22 protein-coding genes, 1 tRNA gene and 1 riboswitch are annotated in these 25,775 nt (G+C 68.6%); of the genes, 5 read left to right on the plus strand and 18 right to left on the minus strand.

Features of this window, described 5'->3' with window-relative positions; genetic code table 11:
- Positions 1–12: 12 nt before the first annotated feature.
- From BAMB_RS04445 to pepN, 7 genes are all read right to left on the minus strand, one after another.
- The gene (locus BAMB_RS04445) at positions 13–267 is read right to left on the minus strand and encodes a GlsB/YeaQ/YmgE family stress response membrane protein (RefSeq protein WP_011656234.1); all 255 of its coding nucleotides are present in this window, start codon (positions 265–267) and stop codon (positions 13–15) included.
- 261 nt (positions 268–528) lie between these two features.
- A complete protein-coding gene (locus tag BAMB_RS04450; RefSeq protein ID WP_011656235.1) occupies positions 529–741 on the minus strand; it encodes a hypothetical protein in 213 nt (70 codons plus the stop codon).
- Complete coding sequence (locus tag BAMB_RS04455; protein WP_011656236.1) at positions 738–2,483, minus strand: FAD-dependent oxidoreductase; 1,746 nt, start codon at positions 2,481–2,483, stop codon at positions 738–740. Before BAMB_RS04455 ends, BAMB_RS04450 begins: the two co-directional genes overlap by 4 nt.
- 174 nt (positions 2,484–2,657) lie before the next feature.
- On the minus strand, positions 2,658–3,467 hold the full coding sequence (locus BAMB_RS04460) for a helix-turn-helix transcriptional regulator (protein ID WP_011656237.1): 810 nt from the start codon (positions 3,465–3,467) through the stop codon (positions 2,658–2,660).
- Between the two features lie 188 nt (positions 3,468–3,655).
- A tRNA-Thr gene (locus tag BAMB_RS04465) sits at positions 3,656–3,731 on the minus strand.
- A gap of 208 nt (positions 3,732–3,939) precedes the next feature.
- Positions 3,940–4,959 carry a class 1 fructose-bisphosphatase gene (locus BAMB_RS04470; protein WP_006753216.1) on the minus strand — a complete coding sequence of 340 codons (1,020 nt, stop codon included), beginning with the start codon at positions 4,957–4,959 and terminating at the stop codon, positions 3,940–3,942.
- A 288-nt stretch (positions 4,960–5,247) separates the two neighbouring features.
- Positions 5,248–7,941, minus strand: a complete 2,694-nt coding sequence (gene pepN, locus BAMB_RS04475; protein ID WP_011656238.1) for an aminopeptidase N — start codon at positions 7,939–7,941, stop codon at positions 5,248–5,250.
- Between the two features lie 187 nt (positions 7,942–8,128).
- Between pepN and BAMB_RS04480 the strand changes: the two genes are divergently transcribed.
- A complete protein-coding gene (locus tag BAMB_RS04480; RefSeq protein ID WP_011656239.1) occupies positions 8,129–8,830 on the plus strand; it encodes a DUF4136 domain-containing protein in 702 nt (233 codons plus the stop codon).
- Positions 8,831–8,902: 72 nt separating this feature from the next.
- Here BAMB_RS04480 and BAMB_RS04485 read toward each other — a convergent pair whose 3' ends face one another.
- The 8 genes from BAMB_RS04485 to BAMB_RS04520 all read right to left on the minus strand — a co-directional run bounded on the left by BAMB_RS04485 (position 8,903) and on the right by BAMB_RS04520 (position 16,925).
- Positions 8,903–9,475, minus strand: coding sequence for a TMEM165/GDT1 family protein (locus BAMB_RS04485; RefSeq protein WP_041489770.1), 573 nt, complete (start codon positions 9,473–9,475; stop codon positions 8,903–8,905).
- Between the two features lie 40 nt (positions 9,476–9,515).
- Positions 9,516–9,695, minus strand: a riboswitch (yybP-ykoY riboswitch).
- Between the two features lie 102 nt (positions 9,696–9,797).
- Complete coding sequence (guaD, locus tag BAMB_RS04490; RefSeq protein WP_011656241.1) at positions 9,798–11,114, minus strand: guanine deaminase; 1,317 nt, start codon at positions 11,112–11,114, stop codon at positions 9,798–9,800.
- Complete coding sequence (locus tag BAMB_RS04495) at positions 11,111–11,494, minus strand: hypothetical protein (protein ID WP_041491110.1); 384 nt, start codon at positions 11,492–11,494, stop codon at positions 11,111–11,113. The genes guaD and BAMB_RS04495 overlap by 4 nt, the downstream gene beginning before the upstream one ends.
- 27 nt (positions 11,495–11,521) lie before the next feature.
- Positions 11,522–12,547, minus strand: a complete 1,026-nt coding sequence (locus BAMB_RS04500) for an adenosine deaminase (protein WP_011656243.1) — start codon at positions 12,545–12,547, stop codon at positions 11,522–11,524.
- Between the two features lie 18 nt (positions 12,548–12,565).
- Complete coding sequence (gene xdhC, locus BAMB_RS04505; RefSeq protein WP_011656244.1) at positions 12,566–13,570, minus strand: xanthine dehydrogenase accessory protein XdhC; 1,005 nt, start codon at positions 13,568–13,570, stop codon at positions 12,566–12,568.
- Positions 13,571–14,204: 634 nt separating this feature from the next.
- Complete coding sequence (locus tag BAMB_RS04510) at positions 14,205–14,717, minus strand: disulfide bond formation protein B (protein WP_011656245.1); 513 nt, start codon at positions 14,715–14,717, stop codon at positions 14,205–14,207.
- A gap of 143 nt (positions 14,718–14,860) precedes the next feature.
- Positions 14,861–16,237: an amidase gene (locus tag BAMB_RS04515; protein WP_011656246.1), complete on the minus strand. Its 1,377-nt coding sequence runs from the start codon at positions 16,235–16,237 to the stop codon at positions 14,861–14,863.
- 7 nt (positions 16,238–16,244) lie between these two features.
- On the minus strand, positions 16,245–16,925 hold the full coding sequence (locus tag BAMB_RS04520; RefSeq protein WP_041491111.1) for a GntR family transcriptional regulator: 681 nt from the start codon (positions 16,923–16,925) through the stop codon (positions 16,245–16,247).
- Between the two features lie 269 nt (positions 16,926–17,194).
- Between BAMB_RS04520 and BAMB_RS04525 the strand changes: the two genes are divergently transcribed.
- The gene (locus BAMB_RS04525) at positions 17,195–18,427 is read left to right on the plus strand and encodes a gamma-glutamyl-gamma-aminobutyrate hydrolase family protein (protein ID WP_041491112.1); all 1,233 of its coding nucleotides are present in this window, start codon (positions 17,195–17,197) and stop codon (positions 18,425–18,427) included.
- Positions 18,428–18,591: 164 nt separating this feature from the next.
- Complete coding sequence (locus BAMB_RS04530) at positions 18,592–19,242, plus strand: DUF2968 domain-containing protein (RefSeq protein WP_011656249.1); 651 nt, start codon at positions 18,592–18,594, stop codon at positions 19,240–19,242.
- Positions 19,243–19,319: 77 nt separating this feature from the next.
- Here BAMB_RS04530 and BAMB_RS04535 read toward each other — a convergent pair whose 3' ends face one another.
- Positions 19,320–20,303 carry a hypothetical protein gene (locus BAMB_RS04535; protein ID WP_011656250.1) on the minus strand — a complete coding sequence of 328 codons (984 nt, stop codon included), beginning with the start codon at positions 20,301–20,303 and terminating at the stop codon, positions 19,320–19,322.
- A 219-nt stretch (positions 20,304–20,522) separates the two neighbouring features.
- On the opposite strand from BAMB_RS04535, the gene tcuC reads away from it, so the two are divergent.
- Positions 20,523–21,818 carry an MFS transporter gene (tcuC, locus tag BAMB_RS04540; protein ID WP_011656251.1) on the plus strand — a complete coding sequence of 432 codons (1,296 nt, stop codon included), beginning with the start codon at positions 20,523–20,525 and terminating at the stop codon, positions 21,816–21,818.
- Positions 21,819–21,892: 74 nt separating this feature from the next.
- Here the strand turns inward: tcuC and BAMB_RS04545 are convergent, their stop codons facing one another.
- On the minus strand, positions 21,893–23,731 hold the full coding sequence (locus tag BAMB_RS04545; protein WP_408580314.1) for a tetratricopeptide repeat protein: 1,839 nt from the start codon (positions 23,729–23,731) through the stop codon (positions 21,893–21,895).
- Between the two features lie 130 nt (positions 23,732–23,861).
- Between BAMB_RS04545 and BAMB_RS04550 the strand changes: the two genes are divergently transcribed.
- The gene (locus BAMB_RS04550; RefSeq protein ID WP_011656253.1) at positions 23,862–25,514 is read left to right on the plus strand and encodes an FAD-dependent monooxygenase; all 1,653 of its coding nucleotides are present in this window, start codon (positions 23,862–23,864) and stop codon (positions 25,512–25,514) included.
- A gap of 8 nt (positions 25,515–25,522) precedes the next feature.
- Here BAMB_RS04550 and BAMB_RS04555 read toward each other — a convergent pair whose 3' ends face one another.
- Positions 25,523–25,774 carry a formate dehydrogenase subunit delta gene (locus tag BAMB_RS04555; RefSeq protein ID WP_006750770.1) on the minus strand — a complete coding sequence of 84 codons (252 nt, stop codon included), beginning with the start codon at positions 25,772–25,774 and terminating at the stop codon, positions 25,523–25,525.
- Between the last annotated feature and the right edge of the window lies 1 nt (position 25,775).

The raw sequence follows: 25,775 nt of genomic DNA on the forward strand, positions 1-25,775 counted from the left end.
GCGAGAAGATCGTCAGGCCGCGCGCCTGAATAGCCGGATCACGAACAGCAGGATCACGGCGCCGATGACAGCGACGATCACCGAGCCGATGAATCCGCTGCCGATGCCGATACCGAGCATCGTGGCCAGCCAGCCGCCGATCACCGCGCCGACGATACCGACGATGATGTCGACGATCAGGCCGAACCCGCCGCCCTTGACGAGCAGGCCTGCCAGCCAGCCGGCGATCGCGCCGATGATGAGCCACATAATCAAGCCATGAGTCATGGTGATCCTCTCCTTGTATTGAGTCGAAATGACCGGACGTCGGCTGTTTCGCCGCAAGCTGCAGGAAGGCGGCATGCGACCCGCCGCGCCGCCCACGCAATGTAACGCGATAGACGGGTCGGAATCGTTAAGTAATGTTATGCACCCTTAACGGGTTTTTCCAGGGGATTCGTCTGCCTACGGCGCGACGGGTGCGCAAACGATGCGCGGCGAAATGAATTCGTAAGGAGTGGCGATGTCTGCCCGGCGGCGTGTCTTGCGTCATGGCGTGTGCAATGGCGCCGGTACGCCCGTATCGGGCAGGCCGTCGCCGGCATCTGCAATCAGGCGGGTGACGGTCGCCGTATCGCCGATCGTCTCGATTGCCAGCAGCGCGAAGCGGGCGAGGAAGAGCGGGGCCTCGGTTTCGCCGATGCGAGTCATCGCGCGGCACAGGTCGGTGTAGAGGATGTCGCGTTCGGTGTCGGTCATCATGCGTTCTCCTGAAGATCGGCCGACGTGCGCGGATGAAGCGCACGCTCGAGTGCTGCGCTCAGGTCGGCGGGGCGTGCGTCGTGCCAGCGGCCGAGCACGTGTCCGTCCGGACGCACGAGGTAGACGGTGCCGTCGCGCGCACCGTACAGCTCGAACAACCGGTCGTCCGCATCGTAGCCGCCGCATCCCGGATGTTGCGGTGCCGCGTGCCGCGCGAGCGTCATCAGCGCGAACGGTATTTGGGCGTCGTGCAGGCGCCGCTCGAGTTCGGTGAACGACGGATCGAGAGCACCGTCGCGCGTGAAGCGCAACGCCGTGAAGCATGGGCCGACGAGATCGGTCAGATGGCCGCGGCGTGCGCCACCGGCATTGCCGATGTCGCGGGACGCCGGCAGCATCAGCGGACATTCCGCGAGCACCGTGCCGGGCGCCGGCCCGGCCGCAAACGCATCACGCTCGTCCGCGTTGAGCGGCGACGCCGTGTAGGCGATGGCCGTCGTCTGGCGCGGATTGATCAGCGAACGCAACGCCGGATGCCGCACAGCCAGTGTCAGCACGGCCTTGCGCATCAGGTCGAATGCGAACGACGGCGGCGCCATGAACTCGGTGCTCTTGGTGCCGTAGCGCAGGTTCTCGTGCGTCGCGAACACCCGCTCGTCCGAATAGCTGTCGAGCAGTGCGTCCGACGCGAGACCGCGAATCACGTACGCCAGTTTCCACGCGACATTGTCGGCGTCGTCGATGCCCGAATTCGCGCCGCGCACGCCGAAGATCGGCACGAGGTGGGCGGCGTCGCCGCAGAACAGCACGCGGCCGTGCCGGTAGCGTTCGAGCGTCAGCGCGTTCGCCTTGTAGATCGTGATCCAGATCGGCGACCACGCGCCGCGTTCACCCATCATGTCCAGCAGGTTCTGCACGCGCGGGATCACGTTCTCGGGCTTCACGGCCGATTCGGGATCCTCATCGTCGCGCAGCTGGTAGTCGATGCGCCACACGTTGTCGGGCTGCTTGTGGACGAGCACCGTCGAGCCGGGGTTCGACGGCGGGTCGAAATACGCGAGCCGTTCGGTCGGCCGGTCGCTGTCGAGCGCGATGTCGACGATCACGTAGCGGCCTTCGTAGCTTGTGCCCTGAAGCGACAGGCCGAGCGCATCGCGCATCGTGCTGCGCCCGCCGTCGCTCGCGACGATCCAGTCGGCATCGAGCGCGTAGCCGCCGAGCGGCGTGTCGATGTCGACACGCACGCCGTCCGGGTGCCGTGTGACGCCCGCGACCTTCGCCTGCCAGCGGATCTCGATGAGCTCGGGGCGGCGCAGCGCGGCATCGAGCAGAAACTGTTCGATGTGATACTGCGCGAGGTTCACCATCGGCGGCAGCTTCTGGTTCTCGTCCTGCGGCATCGTGAAATGCAGCACTTCGTCGCGACGATGGAAACTGCGCCCGCCGCTCCACGGCAGTCCGACGCGCAGGAAGTCGTCGAGCGCGCCGAGCCGCTCGATGATCTCGAGGCTGCGTCGCGAGATGCAGATCGCGCGGCTGCCGTGACAGACCGAGTCGTCGGCTTCGAGCAGCACGCTGCGGATGCCGTGATTGGCGAGGCCGAGTGCGACGGCGAGGCCCACCGGCCCGCCGCCGACGATCGCGACGCGGTGCCGCTGCGTATCGACACCGTCGCGGCAGGTCGGCAGGTGCGCCGGATGACGCGCGGCGACGAACGGATATGGCTTGAGTTCGATGCCCATCGTTGGCTTCCAGGTTGCAGTGATCGGCCACCCACGCGCGATGACGAGACGCGTGCGGCGGGTCGATGCAGTATGGAAGCCGCGCCGGCCACCGTTGTCCCCATTCCGGGTACGGCGAACGGCTGGCGGTGGGTCGGGATTTACCCCGACGCGTTCAGGATCGGCGCGCGCCGTTCACGGTTGCAGGCACAGCGCAAACAGCTGGCGCTGGCTCGAGATGCCGAGACGCCGGTACGCGCGCTTCTGGTAGGTGACGACGCTCGACGCCTTCACGCCGATCGTGTCGCCGATTTCCCGCGCGCTCAGGCCTTCGAGCACACCGCGCAGCACGTCGAGTTCGCGCTTGGACAACGCCGGACAGGCGCCGCGCAGCCGCGCGAGCATCAGTTGCGGGATGCCGATCTGCGTCGAGCCCGCGAGCGCGTAATGATGTTGCGCCGCCTGCGCGATCAGCGGTGCGAGCGTTTCGATGGCCGCGATCTCGCGCGGCTGGAATGCGCCGCTGCGATGCGCGCGATACAGGTTGATCGACAACCAGGTCGAGTCGTTCGGCTGCATCAGCAGCGCGAGGCGATCGGATACGTCGGGGCCGCGGTAGCAGGCCGCGCGATACGCGTCGTGACCGATCTCGTCGCCGGCCTGCTGATGCAGCAGCACGTCGCGGCGGTGCGGGCCGCGACCGGCGGCCGAGACGATCGTCTGGTTGCCGTCGAGCGCATAGAAATGTCGCGCGTAGGTGTCGGCGACATCGCGCAGGTAGCGGCGGCCGCGATGATCGGCGACCGACACGGTGCGCGGCCGGTTGCCGAACTCGTACGCGAAGATCGTGCACTGCGTGACGGACAGCGCATCGTCGAACAGCTTCAGGATTTCCGCGGCGAACGCGTTCGGCTCGCTGCCGCCGATCGCGGCGACGAGACCGGTCGCGCGGGACACGTCCAGTTGCCCGCTGAGGTTCGGTCGCTCGAGACGCCAGGTGCGCATGATGCAGGGGGAGGGCGGGGTGATCCGGCGATTGTAATCGGCGGTGCGCGGGGTGGGAGTCGGGGGATGCCCGCAAGCGGAAAGACGGGGCGGGCGCACGATTTCGTGTATCGGAAACGCGGCCCGAAAAAACGCGGCTGAAAAAGAGAAAAGGCCTGACAAGCGATGCTTGTCAGGCCTTTATGTCTTGGTGCCGGAGATAGGAGTCGAACCTACGACCTTCGCATTACGAATGCGCTGCTCTACCAACTGAGCTACACCGGCAGCAGAGAAATGAAATTATATGGTCAAATCCGAGATCTTGGCAATAGGTTTTGCGAATTTTTTTCAGCTTGCTGCCGCTGCTTCGCGAAACCATCGATCCGGCGGACTTCCCGCTTTCACTTCACTGCGACGCAGCCTGTCAGGGCCACATCGCGAAGGCGCGATTGTACTGACGTCTCGCCCCTTCGTCCAGAGCTGCGATGCAAATTTATTTGCCTTCGCCTTCGGCGTGATAGCCGGTTACGCGCTCGACTTCGTTCTTCGAACCGAGGAAGACCGGCACGCGCTGGTGCAGGCCGGTCGGCTGCACTTCCATGATGCGCTGCGTGCCCGTCGTCGCGGCGCCGCCCGCCTGTTCGACGATGAACGACATCGGGTTCGCTTCATACATCAGGCGCAGCTTGCCCGGGCGATCGGGCGTGCGCTTGTCGGCCGGGTACATGAAGATGCCGCCGCGGTTCAGGATCCGGTGCACGTCGGCCACCATCGATGCGATCCAGCGCATGTTGAAGTTGTCGCCGCGCGGGCCGTCCTTGCCGGCGTTCAGTTCGTCGACATAGCGCTGGACCGGTTCGTACCAGTGGCGCGCGTTCGACGCGTTGATCGCGTATTCGCGCGTATCGGCCGGGATCTGCATGTTGCTTTGCGTGAGCACCCACGAACCGACTTCGCGGTCGAGCGTGAAGCAGTTCACGCCGTTGCCGGTCGTCAGCACGAACACCGTTTGCGGGCCGTACACCGCGTAGCCGGCCGCGACCTGCTCCGTGCCCGGCTGCAGGAACGATTCCTCGGTGGCCTGCTTGCCGTCCGGGCAGCGCAGCACCGAGAAGATCGTGCCGATCGACACGTTCACGTCGATGTTCGACGAGCCGTCGAGCGGATCGAACACGAGCAGGTATTCGCCGCGCGGGTAGTTCGCGGGGATCGGGAAGAACGTTTCCATCTCCTCCGACGCCATCGCGGCGAGGTTGCCGCCCCATTCGTTCGCGTCGAGCAGGATCTCGTTCGACAGGATGTCGAGCTTCTTCTGCACTTCGCCCTGCACGTTCTCGCTGCCGGCGGTGCCGAGCGCTTCGCCGAGCGCGCCCTTCGACACGTTGTAGCTGATCGCCTTGCACGCGCGTGCGACGACTTCGATCAGCAGACGCAGGTCGGCGGGGAGGTTGTTGGTCTCGCGTTGCTGTTCGATCAGGAACTTCGACAGCGTGGTGCGGCGGGCAATGGACATGACTGACTCCGAAAGGCCAAAGAATCCTTGAATGCCCGCAATTTTACCCGCCGCGCCTCCCGCGCCGCCGGCTTTTTTCGTCCGGTTACATGGCCGGATGGGCGATTCGGGCGGGTTCCCGCGTGTGCGGCGCGGCGGATCGGCCCTGCGGCGGCGCCACTGCCGGCCGGTCGAACGTGCTCTCCGGCTCCGACCCCGCGAACCTTCAGCCGATAAAAAAGCCGGCGCCGCAACGGAGCGGCGCCGGCTTCTGCGCGCGGGAGCGCGACGCGAATCGCGTACGTGCCGTTACGCGAGCGCCTTCTCGACGATCTCGCGCACGTCGCGCGATTTGGCGCCGGCCGCGACCTGCTCGAGCGCTTCGCGCATCCGGTCGCGCAGCGCCGGCGTGAAGCGGCGCCACAGTTCGAGCGAGCGGGCGAGGCGCGCGGCGACTTGCGGATTGATCGCGTCCAGCGCGAGCACCTGTTCGGCCCAGAACGCGTAGCCCGAACCGTCCGCCGCGTGGAATTGCGCCGGGTTCGCCGCGCAGAAGCTGAAGATCAGCGAGCGTGCGCGGTTCGGATTCTTCAGGTTGAACGCGGGGTGGGCCATCAGCTTGCGGACTTTCGCGAGCGTCGGCTGGGCGGACGTGCCGCGTTGCGCGGCCTGCATCGCGAACCACTTGTCGATCACGAGCGCTTCCTTCTCGAAGCGACGGTAGAAGTCGTCGAGCGCATGCGTGGCCGCGTCGTTCGCGCCCGAGGCCGCGGCGGACAGCAGCGCGCCGAGCGCGGCCGCGCGATCGGTCATGTTGTTCGCGGCGTCGTACTGCGCGGTCGCGATGCGCACGGCGTCGGCCGGATCCTCGAGTTCGGCGAGATACGCGAGCGCGAGGTTCTTCAGCGCCCGGCGGCCGGACGCTTCGGGCGTCGGCTCGTACGCGCCGGGCGTCTGGTGCTGCTCGTACGCGGCGAGCCACTCGGCGCGCAGCGCGGTCGCGAGCTGGCGGCGCACGAACTGGCGGGCGCGATGCACGGCGGCCGGATCGGATTCCGCCATCTGGTCGGCGAGATAGGTTTCCGACGGCAGCGTCAGTGCGAGTTCGCGGAACGCGGGCGACAGGTTTTCATCGGTCAGCACGCGGCGGAACGCGGCGACGAAGTTCTCGCCGAGCGTGAGCGGCTGGTTCGCGGCGGCGCGCGCGGCGAGCGTCAGCAGCGCGCGCGTCGCGAGGCGCTGGCCGGCTTCCCAGCGGTTGAACGGGTCGCTGTCGTGCGCGAGCAGGAACGCGAGATCGTCGTCGCTGTAGTCGTACTCGACGATCACCGGCGCGGAGAAATTGCGCAGCAGCGACGGCAGCGGCTGTTCCGGCACGTCGACGAACGTGAAGGTCTGTTCGGTGTCGGTGAACTCGAGCACGCGCGTCGTGCCCGACGCGGCGGCTTCGCCGTCGACGCGCAGCGGCAGGTCGCGGCCGTCGCGGCCGATCAGGCCGATCGCGAACGGGATCAGCAGCGGCCCCTGTTGCGTGTCGCGCGCCGCCGGCGACGCGTCGCCGTAGCCCTGCGAAAGCGTGACCGTGTAGCGGCGTGCGGCCGCGTCGTACGCGGTACGCACCGACACGCGCGGCGTGCCGGCCTGGCTGTACCAGCGCTCGAACTGCGCGAGATCGCGCCCGTTCGCGTCGGCCATCGCGTGACGGAAATCGTCGCACGTCACCGCGTGACCGTCGTGGCGCTGGAAGTACAGGTCCATCCCCTTGCGGAACCCGTCGCGGCCGAACAGCGTCTGGTACATCCGCACGACTTCCGAGCCTTTCTCGTAGACGGTCATCGTGTAGAAGTTGTTGATCTCGACGTAGCTTTCCGGACGCACCGGATGCGCCATCGGGCCCGCGTCCTCGGCGAACTGCAACTGGCGCAGCACGCGCACGTCCTCGATGCGCTTGACCGCGCGGGCCGCCGATGCGACGTCGTCGCCCGCTGCCATGTCGGCCGAGAATTCCTGATCGCGGAACACCGTCAGGCCTTCCTTCAGGCTCAGCTGGAACCAGTCGCGGCAGGTCACGCGGTTGCCGGTCCAGTTGTGGAAGTACTCGTGGCCGACCACCGACTCGATGTTCGCGAAGTCGGTGTCGGTCGCGGTCTCGGGGTTCGCCAGCACGTACTTCGTGTTGAAGATGTTGAGCCCCTTGTTCTCCATCGCGCCCATGTTGAAGTCGCCGACCGCGACGATCATGAAGCGGTCGAGATCGAGCTCGAGACCGAAGCGCTTCTCGTCCCAGCGGATCGAATGGATCAGCGAATCCATCGCGTGACGGGTCTTGTCGAGATCGGCCGGTTCGACCCACACCTGCAGCAGCTTTTCCTTGCCGGAGCCGGACGTGATCTTCTCCTCGATCGCGACGAGCTTGCCCGCGACGAGCGCGAACAGGTAGCTCGGCTTGCGGAACGGATCTTCCCATTTCGCGAAGTGGCGGCCGTCGGGCAGCTCGCCCGAATCGACCAGGTTGCCGTTCGACAGCAGCACCGGATAGGCGGCCTTGTCGGCGCGCAGCGTGACGGTGTACGACGCCATCACGTCGGGGCGGTCGAGGAAGTAGGTGATGCGGCGAAAGCCTTCGGCCTCGCACTGCGTGAAGAAGTTGCCGCTCGATACGTACAGGCCGGACAGCGTCGTGTTCTGGTCCGGCGCGCACGCGCTCTCGAGCGTGAGCTCGAACGCGTCGGGCACGTTTTCGACGGTCAGCCCGTGGTCGTGCGCACGCACCGCACCGTACGGCGCGCCGCCGAGCCGCGCGCCGAGGAATTCGAGCGCTTCGCCCATCAGCTCCAGATGCGGGGTGGGCGCCGCGTCCGGATTGCGGCGCACGCGCATCGTATTCCTGACGATCGTGCGGGCCGGCGCGAGATCGAACTCGAGTGCGACGGAATCGATGAGGAAGGCCGGCGGCGTGTAGTCGGCGCGGCGGATCACGGTGGAGGAGGCGTTGTCGGACATGGTCGTCGAGATCGGAGGGGTGGGGATCGGACCCGCAGCGCGGACCGGGCGAATCGGGCCATTGTACAAAGGCTTGCGGCCGCGCGCCGCAGCGAACTTTTTACCGGTTCGGGGAGTCCGCGTATTATCGGCATCCCGTGCGGTTCGCGCGGTGCGACGGACGGATGACGGATCGACGAGGATCGACATGAAACGCGAATGGATTCAACGCGGTGCGGGGTGGGCGGCGGTGCTGTGCGTGGCGCTGCTGACGGGCTGCACCAGCTACGTGACGACGCAGGTCACGGCCTTCTCCGACTGGAGCGGCAGCGACGCGACACGCACTTACGCCTTCACGCGCACCGATGCGCAGAAGCACAGCATCGAGCAGTCGACCTACGAGCCGATCGTCGCGAACGAGTTGTCCGCGTACGCATTCCGGCCGGTGCCGGCCGCGCAGGCGCGCTATCTGGTCGGGCTGACCTACGGGGTCGGCAGCGATCTGGTGACGGTGCCGCAGCCGGTCTACTACGACCCGTGGTTCATGGGGCCGGGGCCGTACTGGCGGGGCGGGCCGTGGGGCCCGTGGGGGCCCTGGGGGCCGATGCCGGCCGGTTATGTCGCGCAGACCTATCAGGTGTTCGACTACACGCTCGGCATCCGGATCACCGAGCGCGCGACCGGCAAGGAGGTCTACAACGTGACCGCGCGCACCACCGGCGACAACGGTGCGCTGCTGTATGCGATGCCGTTCCTCGCGCGCAGCGCGCTCGCCGATTTCCCGTTGGCGAACGGCGCGATCCGCACGGTGCGGCTGCCGGTCGACAAGCGCGGCGGGCCCGCGGCGCCAGCCGCCAACGAGCGTGCGGTGCCGGCCGTGCCGGCCTCGGGTGCGGCGGTCGCGAAGTAACGCGCAATCTCGACACCGGCGCGGCCGCCCGGTCGCGCCGCCTACCTGCGTGCGTGGTGTGCGTCGTATGCGTCAGAACCCGACGCCCAGCAACGCCAGCACGCCCAGCACGACGAACAGCACGGCCGCGATGCCGTGCACCAGCTTCGTCGGCAGCCGGTGCGCGAAACGGTCGCCCAGCAGGATCGCGGGCACGTTCGCCAGCATCATCCCGAAGGTCGTGCCGGCCACCACGCCGATGTAATCCTGGAAGCGCGCGGCGAGCGCGACCGTCGCGATCTGCGTCTTGTCACCCATTTCCGCGAGGAAGAACGCGACGAGCGTCGCGCCGAACACGCCGAGCCGCGAGCGGGTCGCATTGGCTTCGTCGGCATCGAGCTTGTCCGGCACCAGGATCCACAACCCCATCGCGATGAACGAGAACGCGAGCGCCCAGCGCATGATCGACGGCGTGACGAGTATGCCGAGCCACTCGCCGAACGCACCGGCAAAGCCATGGTTCACGAGCGTCGCGACGAGCACGCCGAGAATGATCGGCACCGGCTTGCGATAACGCGCGGCCAGCACGAGGGACAGCAGTTGGGTCTTGTCGCCGATTTCAGCGAGGGCGACGGCGCCGGTGGAGATCAGGAAGGCTTGAGACACGTATGGGGTTCCACGGGCCGATGTTGTGCGTGCGAGCGACGATCCACCGCGCGCCGGGCCCTGATGCGGCGCGCAGTGAACCATCGGTCTCGCCAGGCCTCGGTGGCTGCGTCCGCCATGGCCGAATGAATGGCCAAGTCTGTTGACGGACGCCTCCGTCACGATGCGCGCCGGAAGCGCGGGACATCGAGCGGAGCGGCTACTCCCCAATGAGGGCCGGATTCTAGCACGGCGCGTGCGGCGGGCGGAGCGAATCCGGCGGCTCCGGGATGCGCCGTGACGCACGCCGGAGCGGGGGAGGAAGCGGGCAAACGCGCGCGCGTCAAGCGGCGGCGCGGCGTGCGGCACCGCGCTCGTGCACGAGCCGGCCGGCCGCGTACGTGCGGTACACGGCGCGATCGTCGCCGAGCAGCGCGAACGCGAACAGCAGTTCCTCGAGCGAATCCGCGCGCTTCGTGCGGCGCGCGAGCAGCGGCGTGGCCTGCGGGTCGAGCACGATGAAGTCGGCTTCGGTGCGCGGCGCGAGCGTGCCGACCGTGTCGGCGAGATCGAGCGCGTGCGCGGCGCCGGCCGTCGCGAGCCAGAACATCCGCGTCGCGCTCAGGTGGTGGCCCGACAGCCGCGCGACCTTGTGCGCCTCGTTCATGGTCTGCAGCATCGAGAACGACGTACCGCCGCCGACGTCGGTCGCGAGCGTGACCGGCACGCCGTATTCGCCGGCCTTGTCGAAGTCGAACAGTCCGCTGCCGAGAAAGAAGTTCGACGTCGGGCAGTGCGCGACGACGGTGCGCGTCTGGGCCATCCGGCGGCGGTCCTCGTCGTCGAGGTGGATGCAGTGGCCGTACACCGCGCGCGGACGCAGCAGCCCGTAGCGATCGTAGATGTCGAGATAGCTGCGGTGGCCGGGGAACAGCTCCGCGACCCATTTCACTTCATCGACGTTTTCTGCGACATGGCTCTGCACGAACACGTCCGGATGGCGGCGCGCCAGTTCGCTGCACGCCTCGAGCTGCGCCTCGGTGGACGTCGGCGCGAAGCGCGGCGTGAGCGCGTACAGCTGGCGGCCGTTGCCGTGCCAGCGGCCGATCAGCTCGGCGCTGTCGTCATAGCCCGATTGCGCGGTGTCGCGCAGGAACTCGGGGCAGTTGCGGTCCATCAGCACCTTGCCCGCGATCATCCGCACGTCGCGGGCAGCGCTCGCCGCGAACAGCGCGTCGGCCGACTGCTTGTGCACGGTGCAGTAGACGAGCGCGCTCGTCGTGCCGCACGCGAGCAGTTCGTCGACGAAGAAGTCGGCGACCTCGCGCGCATGCTCAGGATCGCCGAACTTGCGCTCGGTCGGGAACGTGTACTTGTCGAGCCACGGCAGCAGGCCGGGTGCCGGTGACGCGATCATGTCCGTCTGCGGATAGTGGATGTGCGTGTCGATGAAGCCGGGCACGATCAGCTTGTCGCGCAGGTCGTGGACGACCGCATCGCGCGCGAGCGTCGGGGCGAGCCGCGCATACGGGCCGGCCGCGACGACCTTGCCGTCGTCGACGATCAGCAGGCCGTCGGTCTCGTGGTTCGCGGCCTGGCTCGACTGCGCCGGGTCGCCGTTGAAGGTCAGCAGCTGGGAACGGAAAGCGGTTTGCGTCATGACGAATGGTCCTGCATCAAGGTAAGGCGAACAGAAGAAAACGGTCGGTGCCGCGCGGGCGACGGCTTGAAGGGCGCGGCCCGTGCATGCGCGATGCGGCGGCGCGAGAACGCGGGCGCACCGCGGACTGCGCGTGCGCACGCGAGCGTCGCGGCCGCCATCACGCGGTTGCCGGCGGACGGCGCCACGATCGCGATGGGCGCAGCGGCGAGCGGCATGACGCGCCGCAACGACAGGCTTCGGTGCACGACGATGCGCAACGCCGTCGCCGCGCGCGCGACGGGCGCGATGCCGGTGTGCAGGTGCCGCGCACGCATGCGGCCGGCGCGGCGCTGGGCCGAACCAGTCGTCGCGAAGCGGATGTCGTCGCGCTGTTTCATCTGTCTAGCGAACCTCGATGCCGGCCGTCACGCAGCCTGCCAGTACGAATCGAGACGCGCGATCAGCGCGTCGCGCGCTGCCGCGTCGACGAACGATGCCTCGAAGCCGTTGCGGATCACGGTATGCACTTCGGCGTCCGTCAGCTGCAGCCCGTCGACCGTCGCGAAGTAGTTGTCGTTGACGTAGCCGCCGAAGTAGGCCGGATCGTCGGAGTTGATCGTCACCGCGACGCCGCGATCGAGGAGCGACTTCAGCGTGTGCTTCGCCATGTCGTCGAACACGCACAGCTTCAGGTTCGACAGCGGGCACACGGTCAGCGCCACGCGCGTGCGCGCGAGGCGTTCGACGAGCGCCGCATCCTCGATGCTGCGCACGCCGTGGTCGATCCGGTCGACCTTCAGCACGTCGAGCGCTTCGTGGATGTAGGCGGGCGGGCCTTCCTCGCCCGCATGCGCGACGAGCTTCAGCCCGAGCGCACGCGCCTTCTCGAACACGCGCGCGAACTTCGCCGGCGGATGGCCGAGCTCGGACGAGTCGAGGCCGACGCCGATCAGCCGGCGGCGATAGCGTTCGAACAGCGGCCGCGCGGATTCGAACGTCGCGAGCGCGTCGTCTTCGGACAGGTGGCGCAGGAAACACAGGATCAGCTTGCTCGACAGCCCGCGTGGCTCGGCATCGGCGAGCGCGCGGTCGATGCCGGCCACCACCGTTTCGATCGGCACGCCGCGTTCGGTGTGCGTCTGCGGGTCGAAGAACAGTTCGGTGTGAACGACGTTGTCGGCGAGCGCGCGTTCGCAGTACGCGGCCGTCATGTCGTAGAAATCCTGCTCGGTCAGCAGCACGCTCGCGCCTGCGTAATAAATGTCGAGGAACGACTGCAGGTCGGTGAACGCGTAAGCGGCGCGCAGCGCGTCGATCGACTCGTACGCGAGCTTCACGCCGTTGCGTTGTGCGAGCGCGAAGATCAGCTCCGGCTCGAGCGAGCCTTCGATATGGATGTGCAGTTCCGCTTTCGGTGCGCGGGCAATCTTGTCCTTGAATGTCGGGGTCATGGCGTTGTTCTTGGTCGGTCAGAAGGTAGGGGAAGCCTGCACGGGTGCGTTCGCCTCGACGGCCTGCAGCAACTGCGCGGCCACCGAGATCGCGATCACTTCGGGCGCCTTGTCGATGATGCCTTCGACGCCGATCGGGCAGCGCATCCGCGCGACCTGGGCCGGGTCGATGCCGATCGCTGCCAGCCGATGATCGAACTGCACGCGCTTGGTGCGCGAGCCGGTCATCCCGAAGTACGCGTAGTCGCCGCGCCGCAGGATGCGCTCGGCCAGCACGAAATCGAGTGCGTGGTCGTGCGTCATCACGACGAAGTACGCGTGCGGCGGCGCCGTGTCGACGGCGTCGGCCGGGCTGGCCACCGCGTCGATCGCGAGATTGCCGATCCCGGCGAGCGCCTCGGCCGGCGGGAACGCCGCAGCGGGCCCGTCGATCCAGCGCACGTGGCACGGCAGCGTCGCCAGCACCTTCACGAGCGCGGTGCCGATGTGTCCGGCGCCGAACAGCATGACGGGGAACGCATACGGCGCGATCGTTTCGGTCATCAGCGACACGCCGCCGGTTTCCCACAGCAGGCAATCGGCACGCGCGGCGGGCGATTCGGGCTCGCTCAGCAGGGGCGCGCCCGGCGAGGGGCCGAATGATACGCTACGCACGGTCGCGGCGCCGGCCGCGACGCGCTTCGCGAGCGACATGATCCAGCCGAGGTCGCCGACATCGAGCCGCTCGAACGCGAGCACGACCGCGCCGCCGCAGCACTGGCCGAGGCTCGGGCCGAGCGCGAGCCGTTCGAGCCTGCGCGCGTGGGGCACGTGCGCGCCGTCCTTCAGCAGATGCCGCGCGATTTCGATCGCCTTCCATTCCAGATGACCGCCGCCGATCGTATGGCGGGCCATGTCGCGCGTGACGAGCATCTTGGTGCCGGCCTCGCGCGGCGCGGAGCCGTCGGTATGCGCGACCGTCACGAGCACGGCCGCTTCGCCGTGCGCGAGCAATTGCTGCAGATCGCCGATCCACGCTTCCATCAGCACGCTCCGTTCACGACGACGCGGCACGACGCGCGGCGCGCGCTGGCGGGTGCGGCGGGTGTGGCGGTCACGAGGACTGACGGGAGCGACGCAGGCGGGCCGCACGGTCGATGCGGTGCGGCGGTGGTGCGCCGCGGGCGCGCGCGAACGACGCCGCGGGACGGGCGGACGCCATGAGGGTGACGGATGCGGATGGTGTGCGTTGTCATGAGAAATCCAGTCGACATTGCGGATCGGGCGCGCGTTACGCAGGAGGTGAGACCGCCTGGCCTCGCGCACGTAGATCGCCATCCAGTCGCGAAGATAGCACCGCAACGCGGCGGGAACATCACCGGGCGGTGATCCGGGCTATCAGGCAGCGATCATGTCGATCATAGGCCCGCCGCGCGGGATCGGGGGCGTCGGTGCGCGCGTATCGGGCCGAAACGCTTGCGTGGCGGGGCATGCGCGTGGATGTCGCGCGGATGTCGTGCGATGTGCGTTCGCCCGGAAATCCGGGCTGCGGCGGGGTTAGGTGTTTACGCGCGGCCGGCAAGGCCGGGCCGGCAAGGCGTGGCCGGCAGGGTGCGGCCGCGCGGGACGTCGCCGGCGGCGCCGGACGAACGCGGGCCGGCTACGCGGCCCCGACCGGTCAGCCTGCCAGCTTGCGGCGATGGCGCCAGAGGCTCGACGCGACCGCGACCAGGATCACGGCGAAGCCGATCAGCGCCCAGCCGGGCAGCAGGATGCCGAAAATCGGCGGATAGACCGTCTCGCACAGGCCGGCGACCTTGAACATGCCGGGGAACCACTGGGCGGGCGGCAGGCTGTCGACGATCGGCTGCAGCGTGTCGAAGCCGCAGCTGAAGCCCGGATTCATCTGGATCGACAGGTGTCGCGCGGCGGTGCCGACGCCGCCGGCCGCGGCGATCGCGATCAGCAGCTCGAACACCCAGATGACGCGCCAGTTGCGGATACCGGCCGCCAGGAACGCGAAGATCCCGATCGCCGCGAAGAAGTAGCGCTGGATGATGCACAGCGGGCACGGATCCTCGTTCTTCACATATTGCAGGTACAGCGCGCCGGCCAGCAAGGCGATGCACACCCAGCCGAGCAGCATCAGCAGGCGGCGTTCACGGCGGAGTGCGAGCGTGGAGTCATTCATGTCGGCGGGATTCCTGTCGTTGGTCGGTCCGATAAACAATCGCGCGATTTTAGCGCGAACGATCTGGCACGAAACTGACAGCGCGCGTGCGGCACCCCGCCGCACCCGCTTCATCATGGTCCGTCGTCATTGCGCTTGCGCAGTCATCGGATCGTGTTCAGCACGGCCTCGACCGCCTGGCCGATCGCGAGCAGCGCATCGTCGCGATGCGGCGCGGCCGCGAGCATGAGGCCGACCGGCGCCGCGTCGCGCGGATGGCACGGCAGCGACAGCGCGCATGCATCGAGGAAGTTGAAGGCGCTCGGGTTGCGCAGGATCAGCGCATTGGTGCGCGTGAACGCGGCGTCGTCCGCTTCGAGTTCGGCGATGCGCGGCGGCACGACCGGCACCGTCGGGGCGACGAGTGCGTCGAAGCGCGACCAGACCGTGTGTGCCGCTTCGTCCAGCATCGCCTGGCGGGCGGCGAGCAGGTCGAGATAGTCGGCCGCGCTCGCCGGCTCGCCCTTCAGGATGCGCGACAGCACGCGCGGGTCGTATCGGTCGCGGTGCTGCGCGAGCAGCGGGCGATGCCACGCGTACGCCTCGATCGGCGAGAAGCCGAAGCGGTTGATGTCCGGCAGCCGGTCGAGCGCGGAAAAGCGCACTTCCGTGACGATCGCGCCGGCGGCCTCGAGATGCTTCAGCGATGCGTCGAGCGCGGTGGCGACGTCGGCGTCGACGCCGTCCGTCACATAGTTGGTCAGCACGCCGAGCCGCACGCCTTCGAGCGGCCGCGCGGCCGGCACGTGCGGCTCGAGGCCCGCGAGCATCCGGTCGACGAGCGCGCAGCAGGCAACCGTCAGGCCGATCGGGCCGAACGAGTCGAGCGTCGTCGACAACGGCACGCCGCCTTGCGTCGGAATCCGGCTCGCGGTCGGCTTGAAGCCGGTGAGCCCGCACAGCGCGGCCGGAATCCGGATCGAGCCGCCGGTGTCGGTGCCGAGCGCGACGGCCGCCATCCCGTCGGCGACGGACGCCGCCGCGCCGGACGACGAACCGCCGGCAATGCGTGCGTCGCCCGGTACGTCGCGGTGGTACGGCGAGCGCGGCGTGCCGAAGTGGGGATTCAGGCCGAGCCCGGAGAACGCGAACTCGCTCATGTTGGTGCGGCCGACCAGCACCGCGCCCGCACGCTTGAGCCGCGCGACGGCGACCGCATCGGCCTGCGCGGGCGGCGCGCCGTCGAGCACGCGCGAGCCGGCGCGCGTCACCTGGCCCGCGACGTCGAACAAGTCCTTCACCGACACGGGGATGCCCGCGAGCGGCGACAGCACGGTGCCGGCGGCACGCAGGCGATCGTGCGCGTCGGCCGCCGCGCGCGCGTTGTCGGCGTCGACTTCGGTGAAGACGGCCGCGCCCTGGCCCGACGGATCGGCGATCCGTTCGAGCGCGACGTCGACGAGCGCGCGACTCGTGGTCCGGCCGGCGGCGAGGTCGGCGGCGAGCCGGGCGAGCGGGGGGAAGGGCGTGAAAGTGGTCATGGGCGGCTCAGGGGCGAAGATGTTGGACAAGGGTGGCGCGAAACGAATCGATATGGCGTTCGACGGCCGCGCGTGCGCCGGCGGCGTCGCGCGCGGACAGCCGCTCGAACAGCTCGCGGTGTTCGCGCTGGACGTCGGACAGGTGGTGCGGTTCGGACAGCGTCACGAACCAGAAGCGCAGCGAGCGTTCGTGCAGCGCGCGCAGGATCTCCGCGAGCACCGTATTGCGTGCCGCCGCGGCGATCGCCTGATGAAACGCGCGGTCGAGCTCCATCATGCCCTCGACGTCGTGCGTGTCGACGCACGACTGCCCGTCGTCGAGCAGCGCGGCGATGCGGGCGAGATCGTCGGGCGTCGCATGGCGGGCGGCGAGCTCGACGCAGTGCGCTTCGTTGATGCGCCGCACGTCGATCACCGCGACGATCTCGTCGAGCGACAGCGGTTGCACCAGCAGCCCCTTGCGCGGCATCACCGACAGCAGCCCTTCGAGCACCAGCCGGTGCACGGCCTGATGGACCGGCGTGCGGCCGATGCCGGTGCGTGCGACGAGGTCGGCTTCGTTGAGCGCGGCGCCGGGCTTCAGGCGCATCGTGATGATGTCGCGCTGGATCAGCGCGTACGCGCGCTCGGCGAGGCTGAGCGTCGAGGCGGCGGGGCGGTCGGGCAGGGCATCGGGCAGGGCGTTCATGCGGAGGCCGGCTGGAGCACGATCATGGCGCGAGTGATCAGGGAAGATAGGCAATCCGTGAATATTATTGTGATATATCACTGATGTCCAGTTCACCGGGGCGACCCTTCGAGGCCGCCAGACGACTTACTCTGACGCGTCCGGCGCCGCGTGCGACGACTTGCAACAATATCGACAGGATGTTGCAGGTTTACCGCGCGATCGTGCACTGAAGCATAATGAATCCTCGTCAATCCAAATACGCGCGAGCGACGCACCAGACCATCGTCATGAGCGAAACCACGCCTTCCCCGGCCGGTCTGACCGGCACCCCTTCCGCGTCTTCCCGTTCCCCCCGTTCCGATCCGGCACACGCGCCGGAGGTACCCGCCACGCAGTCCTCCGTCGCGCAGGCTGCCGCGGCCGAGGATGTCGCGGCGGACGGCGCATCGCCGGTCACGGCGGCGTCGGAGCCGGGCGCCGCGGGCACGACGCCCGCTGCCGAATCCGCTTCCGAACCCGCTTCCGAACCCGCTGCTGAACCCACTGCCGCGCCAAAAGCCGGTGCCGCGCCGCCCGGTTTTGGCGCGCAGCCCGATTTCGACACGCCGCGCCCGCCGCCCGCGAGCGCGCAGAATGCGCCGCCGGCTTACCTGAAGAACAGCGACACGCCATGGTCGGTGTTCGGCCGGATCGTCGCGGCACGTGCGCGCCGGCTGTTCGACCGCGCCGGCCAGCGGATCACGCAGCGCACGTTGCGTATCGGCGTGTCGGCGCGGATCTTCCATCCGGAGCCGGGTGCGAAGGGGTTGCGCGGCAAGACGCTGCAGTATCTCGAGGAATCGATCGCGCACTGGGTGATGTCGCGTGACGTGCTCGTGTTCATGATTCCGACCGTCGGCCACCAGGGGATGCTGCACCCGAGCAACATCCGCCTGCGCGACTACGCGAAGCATCTCGACGGCCTGCTGCTGCAAGGCGGCGCCGACGTGTCGCCGCAAACCTACGCGGCATCCGATGCGCGCCCCGAATGGCCGGGTGACCGCGTGCGCGACATGTACGAGCTCGAGCTGTTTCACGAGTTCGTCGAGTCCGGCAAGCCGGTGCTCGGCGTGTGCCGCGGCTGCCAGCTGATCAACGTCGCGTTCGGCGGCTCGCTGTACCAGGACATCGCGACCGACGTGCCGACCGCGCATCCGCACGTGAGCGAGCATTACGACCAGCATCGCCATTCGATCCGCTTTCCCGACTCGTCGACGCTCGCGAGCATGTTTCCCGGGCGCAGCGAAGCGATCGTGAACTCGATCCACCATCAGGCGATCCGCGATCTCGGCCGCGATCTGAACATCGAGGCCGTGTCGGCCGGCGACGGGATCATCGAAGGCATCCGCTACCGGCGCGCGCCATTCGTCGTCGGCGTGCAATGGCACCCCGAGTTCCATCGCGCGGGCGGCTCCGAGCTGCTCGACTGCACGCCGCTGCTCGACGCATTCCTGCGCGCGGCACGCGAAACGCGCCTGTAGCCGGCGCTCGCATCGCGTCGCAGGCAGGCCGGCCGCATCCCGTAAATTCGAGATGCGGCCGTTTCGTTTTGAACGATAATCGCGACTCCCGATTCGTTCGCCGGAGTCTGACGTTGGTCTTCCGAAAATTTTCCCCCGCACGATGCGCAACGTGGATCGTTGCGATGGCCGCCTGCGTGCACGCGGGCGCAGCATGGTCGGCCGATGCGAGCGCGCCCGCTGCCGGTACGCGCCCCGCGGTGACGAGCCTGAGCGGCGATGGCGCGCCGGCGACGGCGTCCCCCGCGTCCGCGACGGATGCCGCCGCGCAAGGCAACGTGGCCGAACTCACGCAGATGCTGCAAGACGGGCGGATCGTCGAGATGCGCACCACCTACAACGGCAGCTATGGCGCGAGCCTGATGTTCGATCAGCGCGAGATGACGTATTACGTCGCGCTGTTCCAGGACAAGCATCTGTGGCGCGTGATCAAGTCGCAGGAGAAGAGCCGCGCGGAGATGGTGTACACGAACTTCGTCCAGCAGACGGTGCAGCTCGCGGACGTCGAGATCCGTCGCACCGAACTGCAGGCGCAGAAGACGTTCCTCGAACGCGTGATCGCGCTGCAGGCGAATCGCGCGCAGCAACTGCAAGCCGATCTGAGCGTCGCGCGCAGTCAGCAGGCCGAGGTCGCGCAGCGGCAGCAGTCGGCGCGGGAGCAGACGCAGGCGCTGCAGGTCGAGAAGCGGGCCGCGCAAGTGCAGCTGCGCGATCTGCAGGAGCAGGTGCGGCAACTCGAGAAGCAGACCGAGACGGGGCTCACCGCGCACAAGTGACGATGCGAAGGACGGACCGAGAGAGACGAGCGAAACCCGGCGAAGCGATCTTCGCCGGGTTTTTTGTTGGGTGAGTGTCAGCGCGCGAACGCGTCAGGTGCGTCGGTCAGGCGGCGATGCGACAGTTGCGACGTCCAGTCGAAACCGGCGGCGGGCGCATGTGCCGAACGGGCAGGCGGCGTGCCGCGCAGCGCGTTGGCCATTGCGATCAGCGTGAGCGGATCGTCGAACGTGTCGCGTGCGTCCGTTGCACGTGGCGCCGGGGCGAGCCGATCGCGGGTGCCGGCGGTATCGCTCAGGACCGGAGGGCGTGCCGCCGTCTTGCGCGGGCCGTTTGCGTGATGGGGCGACGTCGGCAATACGATGCCGGTGCGCCGCACGCCGGACGTTGCCTTCGGGCGAAGCGATGCCGGTCGAACGGCGGCATGCCTCGTGGCCGGTGGTAACGCCGTCGCTTTCGCGACAGGCGCCGACTCCGTGCGCTGAAGCGAAGCGTTCGTCGACGCACCCGGCCGGACCTGGGCGACTTGCGCGCTTCCGGTCGATGAGGTGGCGTGACCCGGCGCACCGTCGCTTATCCGGATCGCGGGCACCGGTGTGAAATCGGCAGGCGACTCGTGCGCGGCGATCAGCCAGCCGATGATGCCGAGCGCGCCGATGCTCCAGCTGATTGCGAACATCGCACGCCGATCGCGACGGCTGCCCGCGATAGCGCGGCAACGCCGCCCGATAACGGTGGCTGATACGACCGCTGACCGGGCCGAAGCGGGCATCGAGGCGGCGGTCGATGCCGGTGCAGTCAGAGGCTGCCAGTGGCACGCGCGGTGCGGTCGGTCGACGCTGATGCACGACGTGGTCAGTGTGGCGAGGCAGTATGTGCCGGGCCTAAATCTCCATTCGTGGCCGAACGACGGCATGTGATCGAGCGGTGCGACGCGAGGGCGAGCCAGCGCGCCTTGGACGGGAACGAGGGGCGATGGGGTCATGAGGGCGGTACGCCGTGCGACACAGGCAACCGTGCCGGCCGCGGCGCGGAAATGTCGTCGTCGCAAATCAGACATTGTGGTCAGCCGGCGAACGGCGGTCGATCAGATCGATCTGATTTTGGCTGCCGTTTTGGGGCGACTCGTACGAGGCGCATGTCGCGACGACCATCGCAGGGGCGGCACAAGGCAAATGTCGGCTTGGCGTGGCATCATCCGCGAACCATGCCGGTGCGTCGCGCGTCATCCGATCCGTGCGGCGCGCCGATGTCGCGTCATCCGAATCGAGAGAGCAACATGTCCACAGCAACACAAGCCATCGCGCAGGAATCGAAAGTCCGCACCGTGTTCCGGGTCGTCAGCGGCAACTTCCTGGAAATGTACGACTTCATGGTCTATGGGTATTACGCGTCCGCGATCGCGAAAACCTACTTTCCGAGCGGCAACGCGTTCGCGTCGCTGATGCTGTCGCTGTCGGTGTTCGGCGCGGGCTTCCTGATGCGCCCGGTCGGCGCGATCGTGCTCGGCGCGTACATCGACCATCACGGCCGCCGCAAGGGGCTGATCCTGACGCTCGGGCTGATGGCGCTCGGCACGCTGACGGTGGCCGGGGTCCCCGGCTACGCGACGATCGGCGTGCTCGCGCCGGCGCTCGTGCTGCTCGGCCGGTTGCTGCAGGGCTTTTCCGCGGGCGTCGAGCTGGGCGGCGTGTCGGTCTACCTGTCGGAGATCGCGACGAAGGGCCACAAGGGGTTCTATACGTCGTGGCAATCGGGCAGCCAGCAGGTGGCCGTCGTGTTCGCCGCGTTTGTCGGCGTGCTGCTGAACCGCGTGCTGCCGGCCGAGGACATGAGCGCGTGGGGCTGGCGCATTCCGTTCCTGATCGGCTGCCTGATCGTACCGTTCCTGTTCCTGATCCGTCGTTCGCTGAAGGAAACCGACGAGTTCCTCGCGAAGCGTCATCGTCCGACGATGGGCGAGATCATGCGTTCGATGCTCGAGAACTGGGGTGTCGTGATCGCCGGCATGGGGATGGTGATCATGACGACGGTGTCGTTCTACATGATCACCGCATACACGCCGACGTTCGGCAAGGAAGTGCTGCACCTGTCGTCGCTCGACGCACTCGTCGTGACCGTCTGCGTCGGCCTGTCCAACCTCGTGTGGCTGCCGCTGTCCGGCGCGCTGTCGGATCGCATCGGCCGCCGGCCGGTGCTGATCGCGTTCACGGTGCTCACGCTGCTGTCGGCCTATCCGGCCGTGCTGTGGCTCGTGGCCGAACCGTCGTTCCTGCGGCTGCTGGCGGTCGAGCTGTGGCTGTCGTTCCTGTACGGTTCCTACAACGGCGCGATGGTCGTCGCGCTGACCGAAGTGATGCCGGTCGACGTGCGCACCGCCGGCTTCTCGCTCGCATACAGCCTGGCGACGACGATCGGCGGCTTCACGCCCGCGATCTCGACGTTGCTGATCCACCAGACGGGCAACAAGGCCGCACCGGGGCTGTGGCTGAGCGTCGCGGCGCTTTGCGGGCTGATCGCGACGCTCGTGCTGTATCGCACGCGCGAGGCGCGCAACCAGTACAAGGCGGCCTGACGCCGCCTGCACCGCGCCACGTCGGGTGAAACAAGGAGCGCGCGGCGCTCCCTTTTCTCATCGGCTTTCGGAATTCACGCGGCGCGCAGCGCGTCGGCGACCGTCGCCGCCACGTCGAGCCATTGTCCCGGTGCGGACTGGCGGGCCAGCCTGGCGTGCGGATACCACGGACAGTCGTCGCCGGTGAACCAGCGCCAGTCGGGCGCGAACGGCAGCATGATCCACAGCGGCTTGCCGAGCGCGCCCGCCAGATGCGCGACGGCCGTATCGATCGTGACGACGCCGTCGAGCCGTTCGATCAGCGCGGCCGTGTCGGCGAAGTCGTTCAGCCCCCCGTCGAGGTGATGCACGCGCGGATGCGCGTCGACGCGCGCCCGTTCGTCTTCGTCGAGCGCGGGCTGCAGCACGACCCAGTCGATGTCCGGCAGCGCGAGCAGCGGTGCGAGCGCGTCGAACGGCATCGAGCGGTTTTCCTGTGCCTGGCGGCGCCCCGACCACGCGAGGCCGAACTTGCGCTTCGACTGGCCGCCGAGCGAGCCGCGAAAGCGCCGGCGCGCGCTGTCCGGCGCGTCGAGGTAACGCTTGCCCGCGACGATGTCGGACGGCTGCAGACCGAGCAGGAAAGGCAGGCTCATCAGCGTGCATGCGATGTCCGCGGCCGGCGGCTTCGCCGCGCCCTGGGCGACAAGCGTCACGCGCCAGCGCGTCGCCGCCGGCGCGAGTAGCGCGACGAGTTCCGGCTGCACTTCGAGCACGACGCGTGCGCAGCGCGCGCGGGCCAGCGGCACGAAGCGGACGAACTGCAGCGTGTCGCCGAAGCCCTGTTCCGCGCGGATCAGCAGCGTGCGCGACGCAATCGGCTCGCCTTGCCAGCGCGGCAGCGTGCCGCGCGGTGTCGCGCCCGGCGTGTCGTGACGCGTTTCGTACGCGGGCAGGCCGCGCGTGAAGTCGCCCAGCGTCAGCAGCGTGACCGCGCGGTGCAGTTGTGCGAGCTTCAGGTCGGGCGCGACGCGCAGCGCCTGGTCGAACGCGCGCAGCGCCATTTCGTGCGCGCCGAGTGCGTGATGCGCATTGCCGAGGTTCAGCCACGCGAGACTGAACGACGGATCGAGGCCGACCGCGCGTTCGTAGTAGGGCAGCGCTTCGCGCTGGCGCCCGAGCGCGCACAGCGCGTTCGCGAGCCCGAACAGGGCGAGCGGGAACGGCGGGTGCAGCGCGAGTGCGGCTTCGAACGCCGCAGCGGCTTCGCCGTGACGGCCGAGCGCCTCGAACGTGTTGCCGAGATTGAAGTGCGCGGCGACGAAGCGCGGCTGCGCGGCGATCGCCGCCTGGAAGTGCGCGATCGCGTCGTCGGCCCGGCCCATCGCGTTTAGCGCCATCGCGAGATTGTTGTGCGCGCCGGCATGTCCAGGCCGCAGCTCGAGTGCGCGATGGAACGCGGCGAGCGCATCGTCGTGACGGCCGAGCGCGTTCAGCGCGTTGCCGAGATTGTTGTGGATCGATGCGTCGTCGGGCGTGAGCCGAAGTGCGCGGCCGAACGCGTCGACGGCATCTTCGTGGCGCTGCAGCGCCGCGTACGCGTTACCGAGGTTGTAGTGCGCGAGCGGGAATTCGGGCGCGAGCGTCAGCGCGTTGCGAAACCGCTCGATCGCTTCGTCGAGCCGGCCAAGCGCCTTCAGCGCGTTGCCGAGATTGAGCTGCAGCGCGGCGTCGCCCGGGCGCAATTCGACCGCACGCCCGACGAGATCGGCTGCCTCCGCATGCTGGCCCTGCTGATGCCGCAGCACACCGAACAGATGCAGCGCGTCGGCGTCGGCGGGATTGGTGCCGAGCGCGGCACGATAGCCGTGCTCGGCCTCGGCGAGGCGGCCCGCGCGGTGCGCGGCGTACGCTCGGTCGAATGCGGAATCCATGACGCGAAAACTGGCGGAAAGCGCGTATTTTCCCACACTGCGCGCGGGCGCCCCAGATTGGCCGGTCGGCATATGGCCCCGTCACGCGGAGCGGCGTAGACTTGCAGGATCGCGTGTCATCGAGGCGCTCATGGCTGACACACTGCTCGACATCCCGCCCGTGCTGATCGTCGGCGCAGGCCCGACCGGCCTTGCCGCCGCGATGAGTCTCGCGCGTGCCCGCGTGCCGGTACGCATCATCGACCGGCTCACCACGCCCGCGCCGTATTCGCGTGCGATCGGCATCCAGGCGCGCACGCTCGAAATGCTGGAGCAGCATCGCGCGGTCGAACCGTTTCTCGTGCTGGGGCATCGCGCGCACGCGGCCGCGCTGCATGCGGGCGGCCGCGTGATCGCGCGGCTCGATTTCGATCCGCTGCAAACGCGCTATCCGTACCTGCTGTTTCTCGACCAGAGCATCACCGAGCAGCTGCTCGCCGAGCATCTGGCCGGCCTCGGCGTGACGGTCGAACGCGGCGTCACGCTCACGGCGTGCGACGCGGGCGGCACGTCGCTCGACGTGACGATCCGCGGCGCCGACGGGCGTGAACGATCGTTCGCGCCGTCCTACCTGATCGCCGCCGACGGCGCGCACAGCACGGTGCGCCATCTGCTTGGCCTCGGCTTCGCCGGGCAAGCGTTCGAGCAGACCTTCCTGCTCGCCGATTTCTCGGCGATACCCGACTGGCCGGAAGAGGAGATCCACCTGTTCACGACGCCCGACGGCATCGCGGGGCTGTTCCCGATGGGCGGCGGCCGCTACCGGCTCGTCGCCGACCGGCCGCCGGGCGATGCATCTCCCGATGCGCCGCCACCGTCGCTCGCGCAATGCGAGGCGATCGTGCGCGCCCGTGTCGGCGCGTCGATCGCGCCGAGCGACCTCGCGTGGTCGTCGTATTTCCGGCTGCACAGCCGGATGGTCGCCCGGCTGCGTCACGGGCGCGTGTTCTTCGCGGGCGACGCCGCGCACGTTCACAGCCCGGCAGGCGCGCAGGGCATGAACACGGGCATGCAGGAAGCGTTCAATCTCGGCTGGAAGCTCGCGCGCGTGCTTGGCGGCGGCACGCCGGAGCGGCTGCTCGACACCTATCACGCGGAGCGCCATCCGATCGAGCGTGACGTATTGCGGCAGACCGGCCTCGTCACGCAGATCGTCGAAGCCGATCATGGCGCGATGAAGCTGCTGCGCGATCACGTCGTGCCGCTGCTGGCGACGTTCGGGCCCGTGCGCGACGCGGTGCGGCGCACCGTCAGCGAGCTTGGCGTGCAATACCGGAAAAGCCCGCTCACGCTCGAGCGCGTGCTCGACGGCGGGCCGCGCGCCGGCGAGCGTGCGCCGGACGCGCTCGTACATGTGGTCGACGGGCCGCTCGGGCGGGCACCCGGCACCGCGCGGCTATACGACCTGCACGACCCGGCGAGCTTCACGCTGCTGTTGCTCGAGGAGCCGGCAGGCGTCGAAGCGGGCGATGCGAACGACGTGCCGCCGATGCCCGCGGATGCGCGGGCGCTCGCGCAGGGGCTGGAGCGGATCATGCCGGGCGCGGTGCGGATTTGGCGCGTCGCCGATGCCGAAAGCGACGGCGAGGACGGGCTGGCGCAGGCATACGGCCGCTCGCGGCCGTCGTTCTACCTGCTGCGGCCCGATGGTTACATCGCGGCGCGCGGCCGTACGGCCACCGACGCGAACGCGCTGCTGCGCCACTGCGAAAGCTGGTTCGCGGGCATGTCGCTGCCCGCGTAGCGGGGCGCTCAGGCGGAGACTGCGGCCGGCACGAGCGACGCGCGGTGCGCGGCGATCGCGGCGAGCACGATCGGCGCCGCGCGTTGGGCGGCTTCGCTCGACGGGTCGTCAAGCGCGGCGAGCAACGCACGACGCATCCGCGGTTCCCAGAAGCGCCGGATATGCTCGGCGATTCCGGTCAGCGCTTCTTCGCGATCGGGCATCGATTCGAAGAAAGCGCCGATCTGGTTGGCCATGTCGATCAGGTGTCCGTTGTCCATC

Origin of the sequence: Burkholderia ambifaria AMMD (genome assembly GCF_000203915.1) — a bacterium.
In the GTDB taxonomy this organism is placed as follows: domain Bacteria; phylum Pseudomonadota; class Gammaproteobacteria; order Burkholderiales; family Burkholderiaceae; genus Burkholderia; species Burkholderia ambifaria.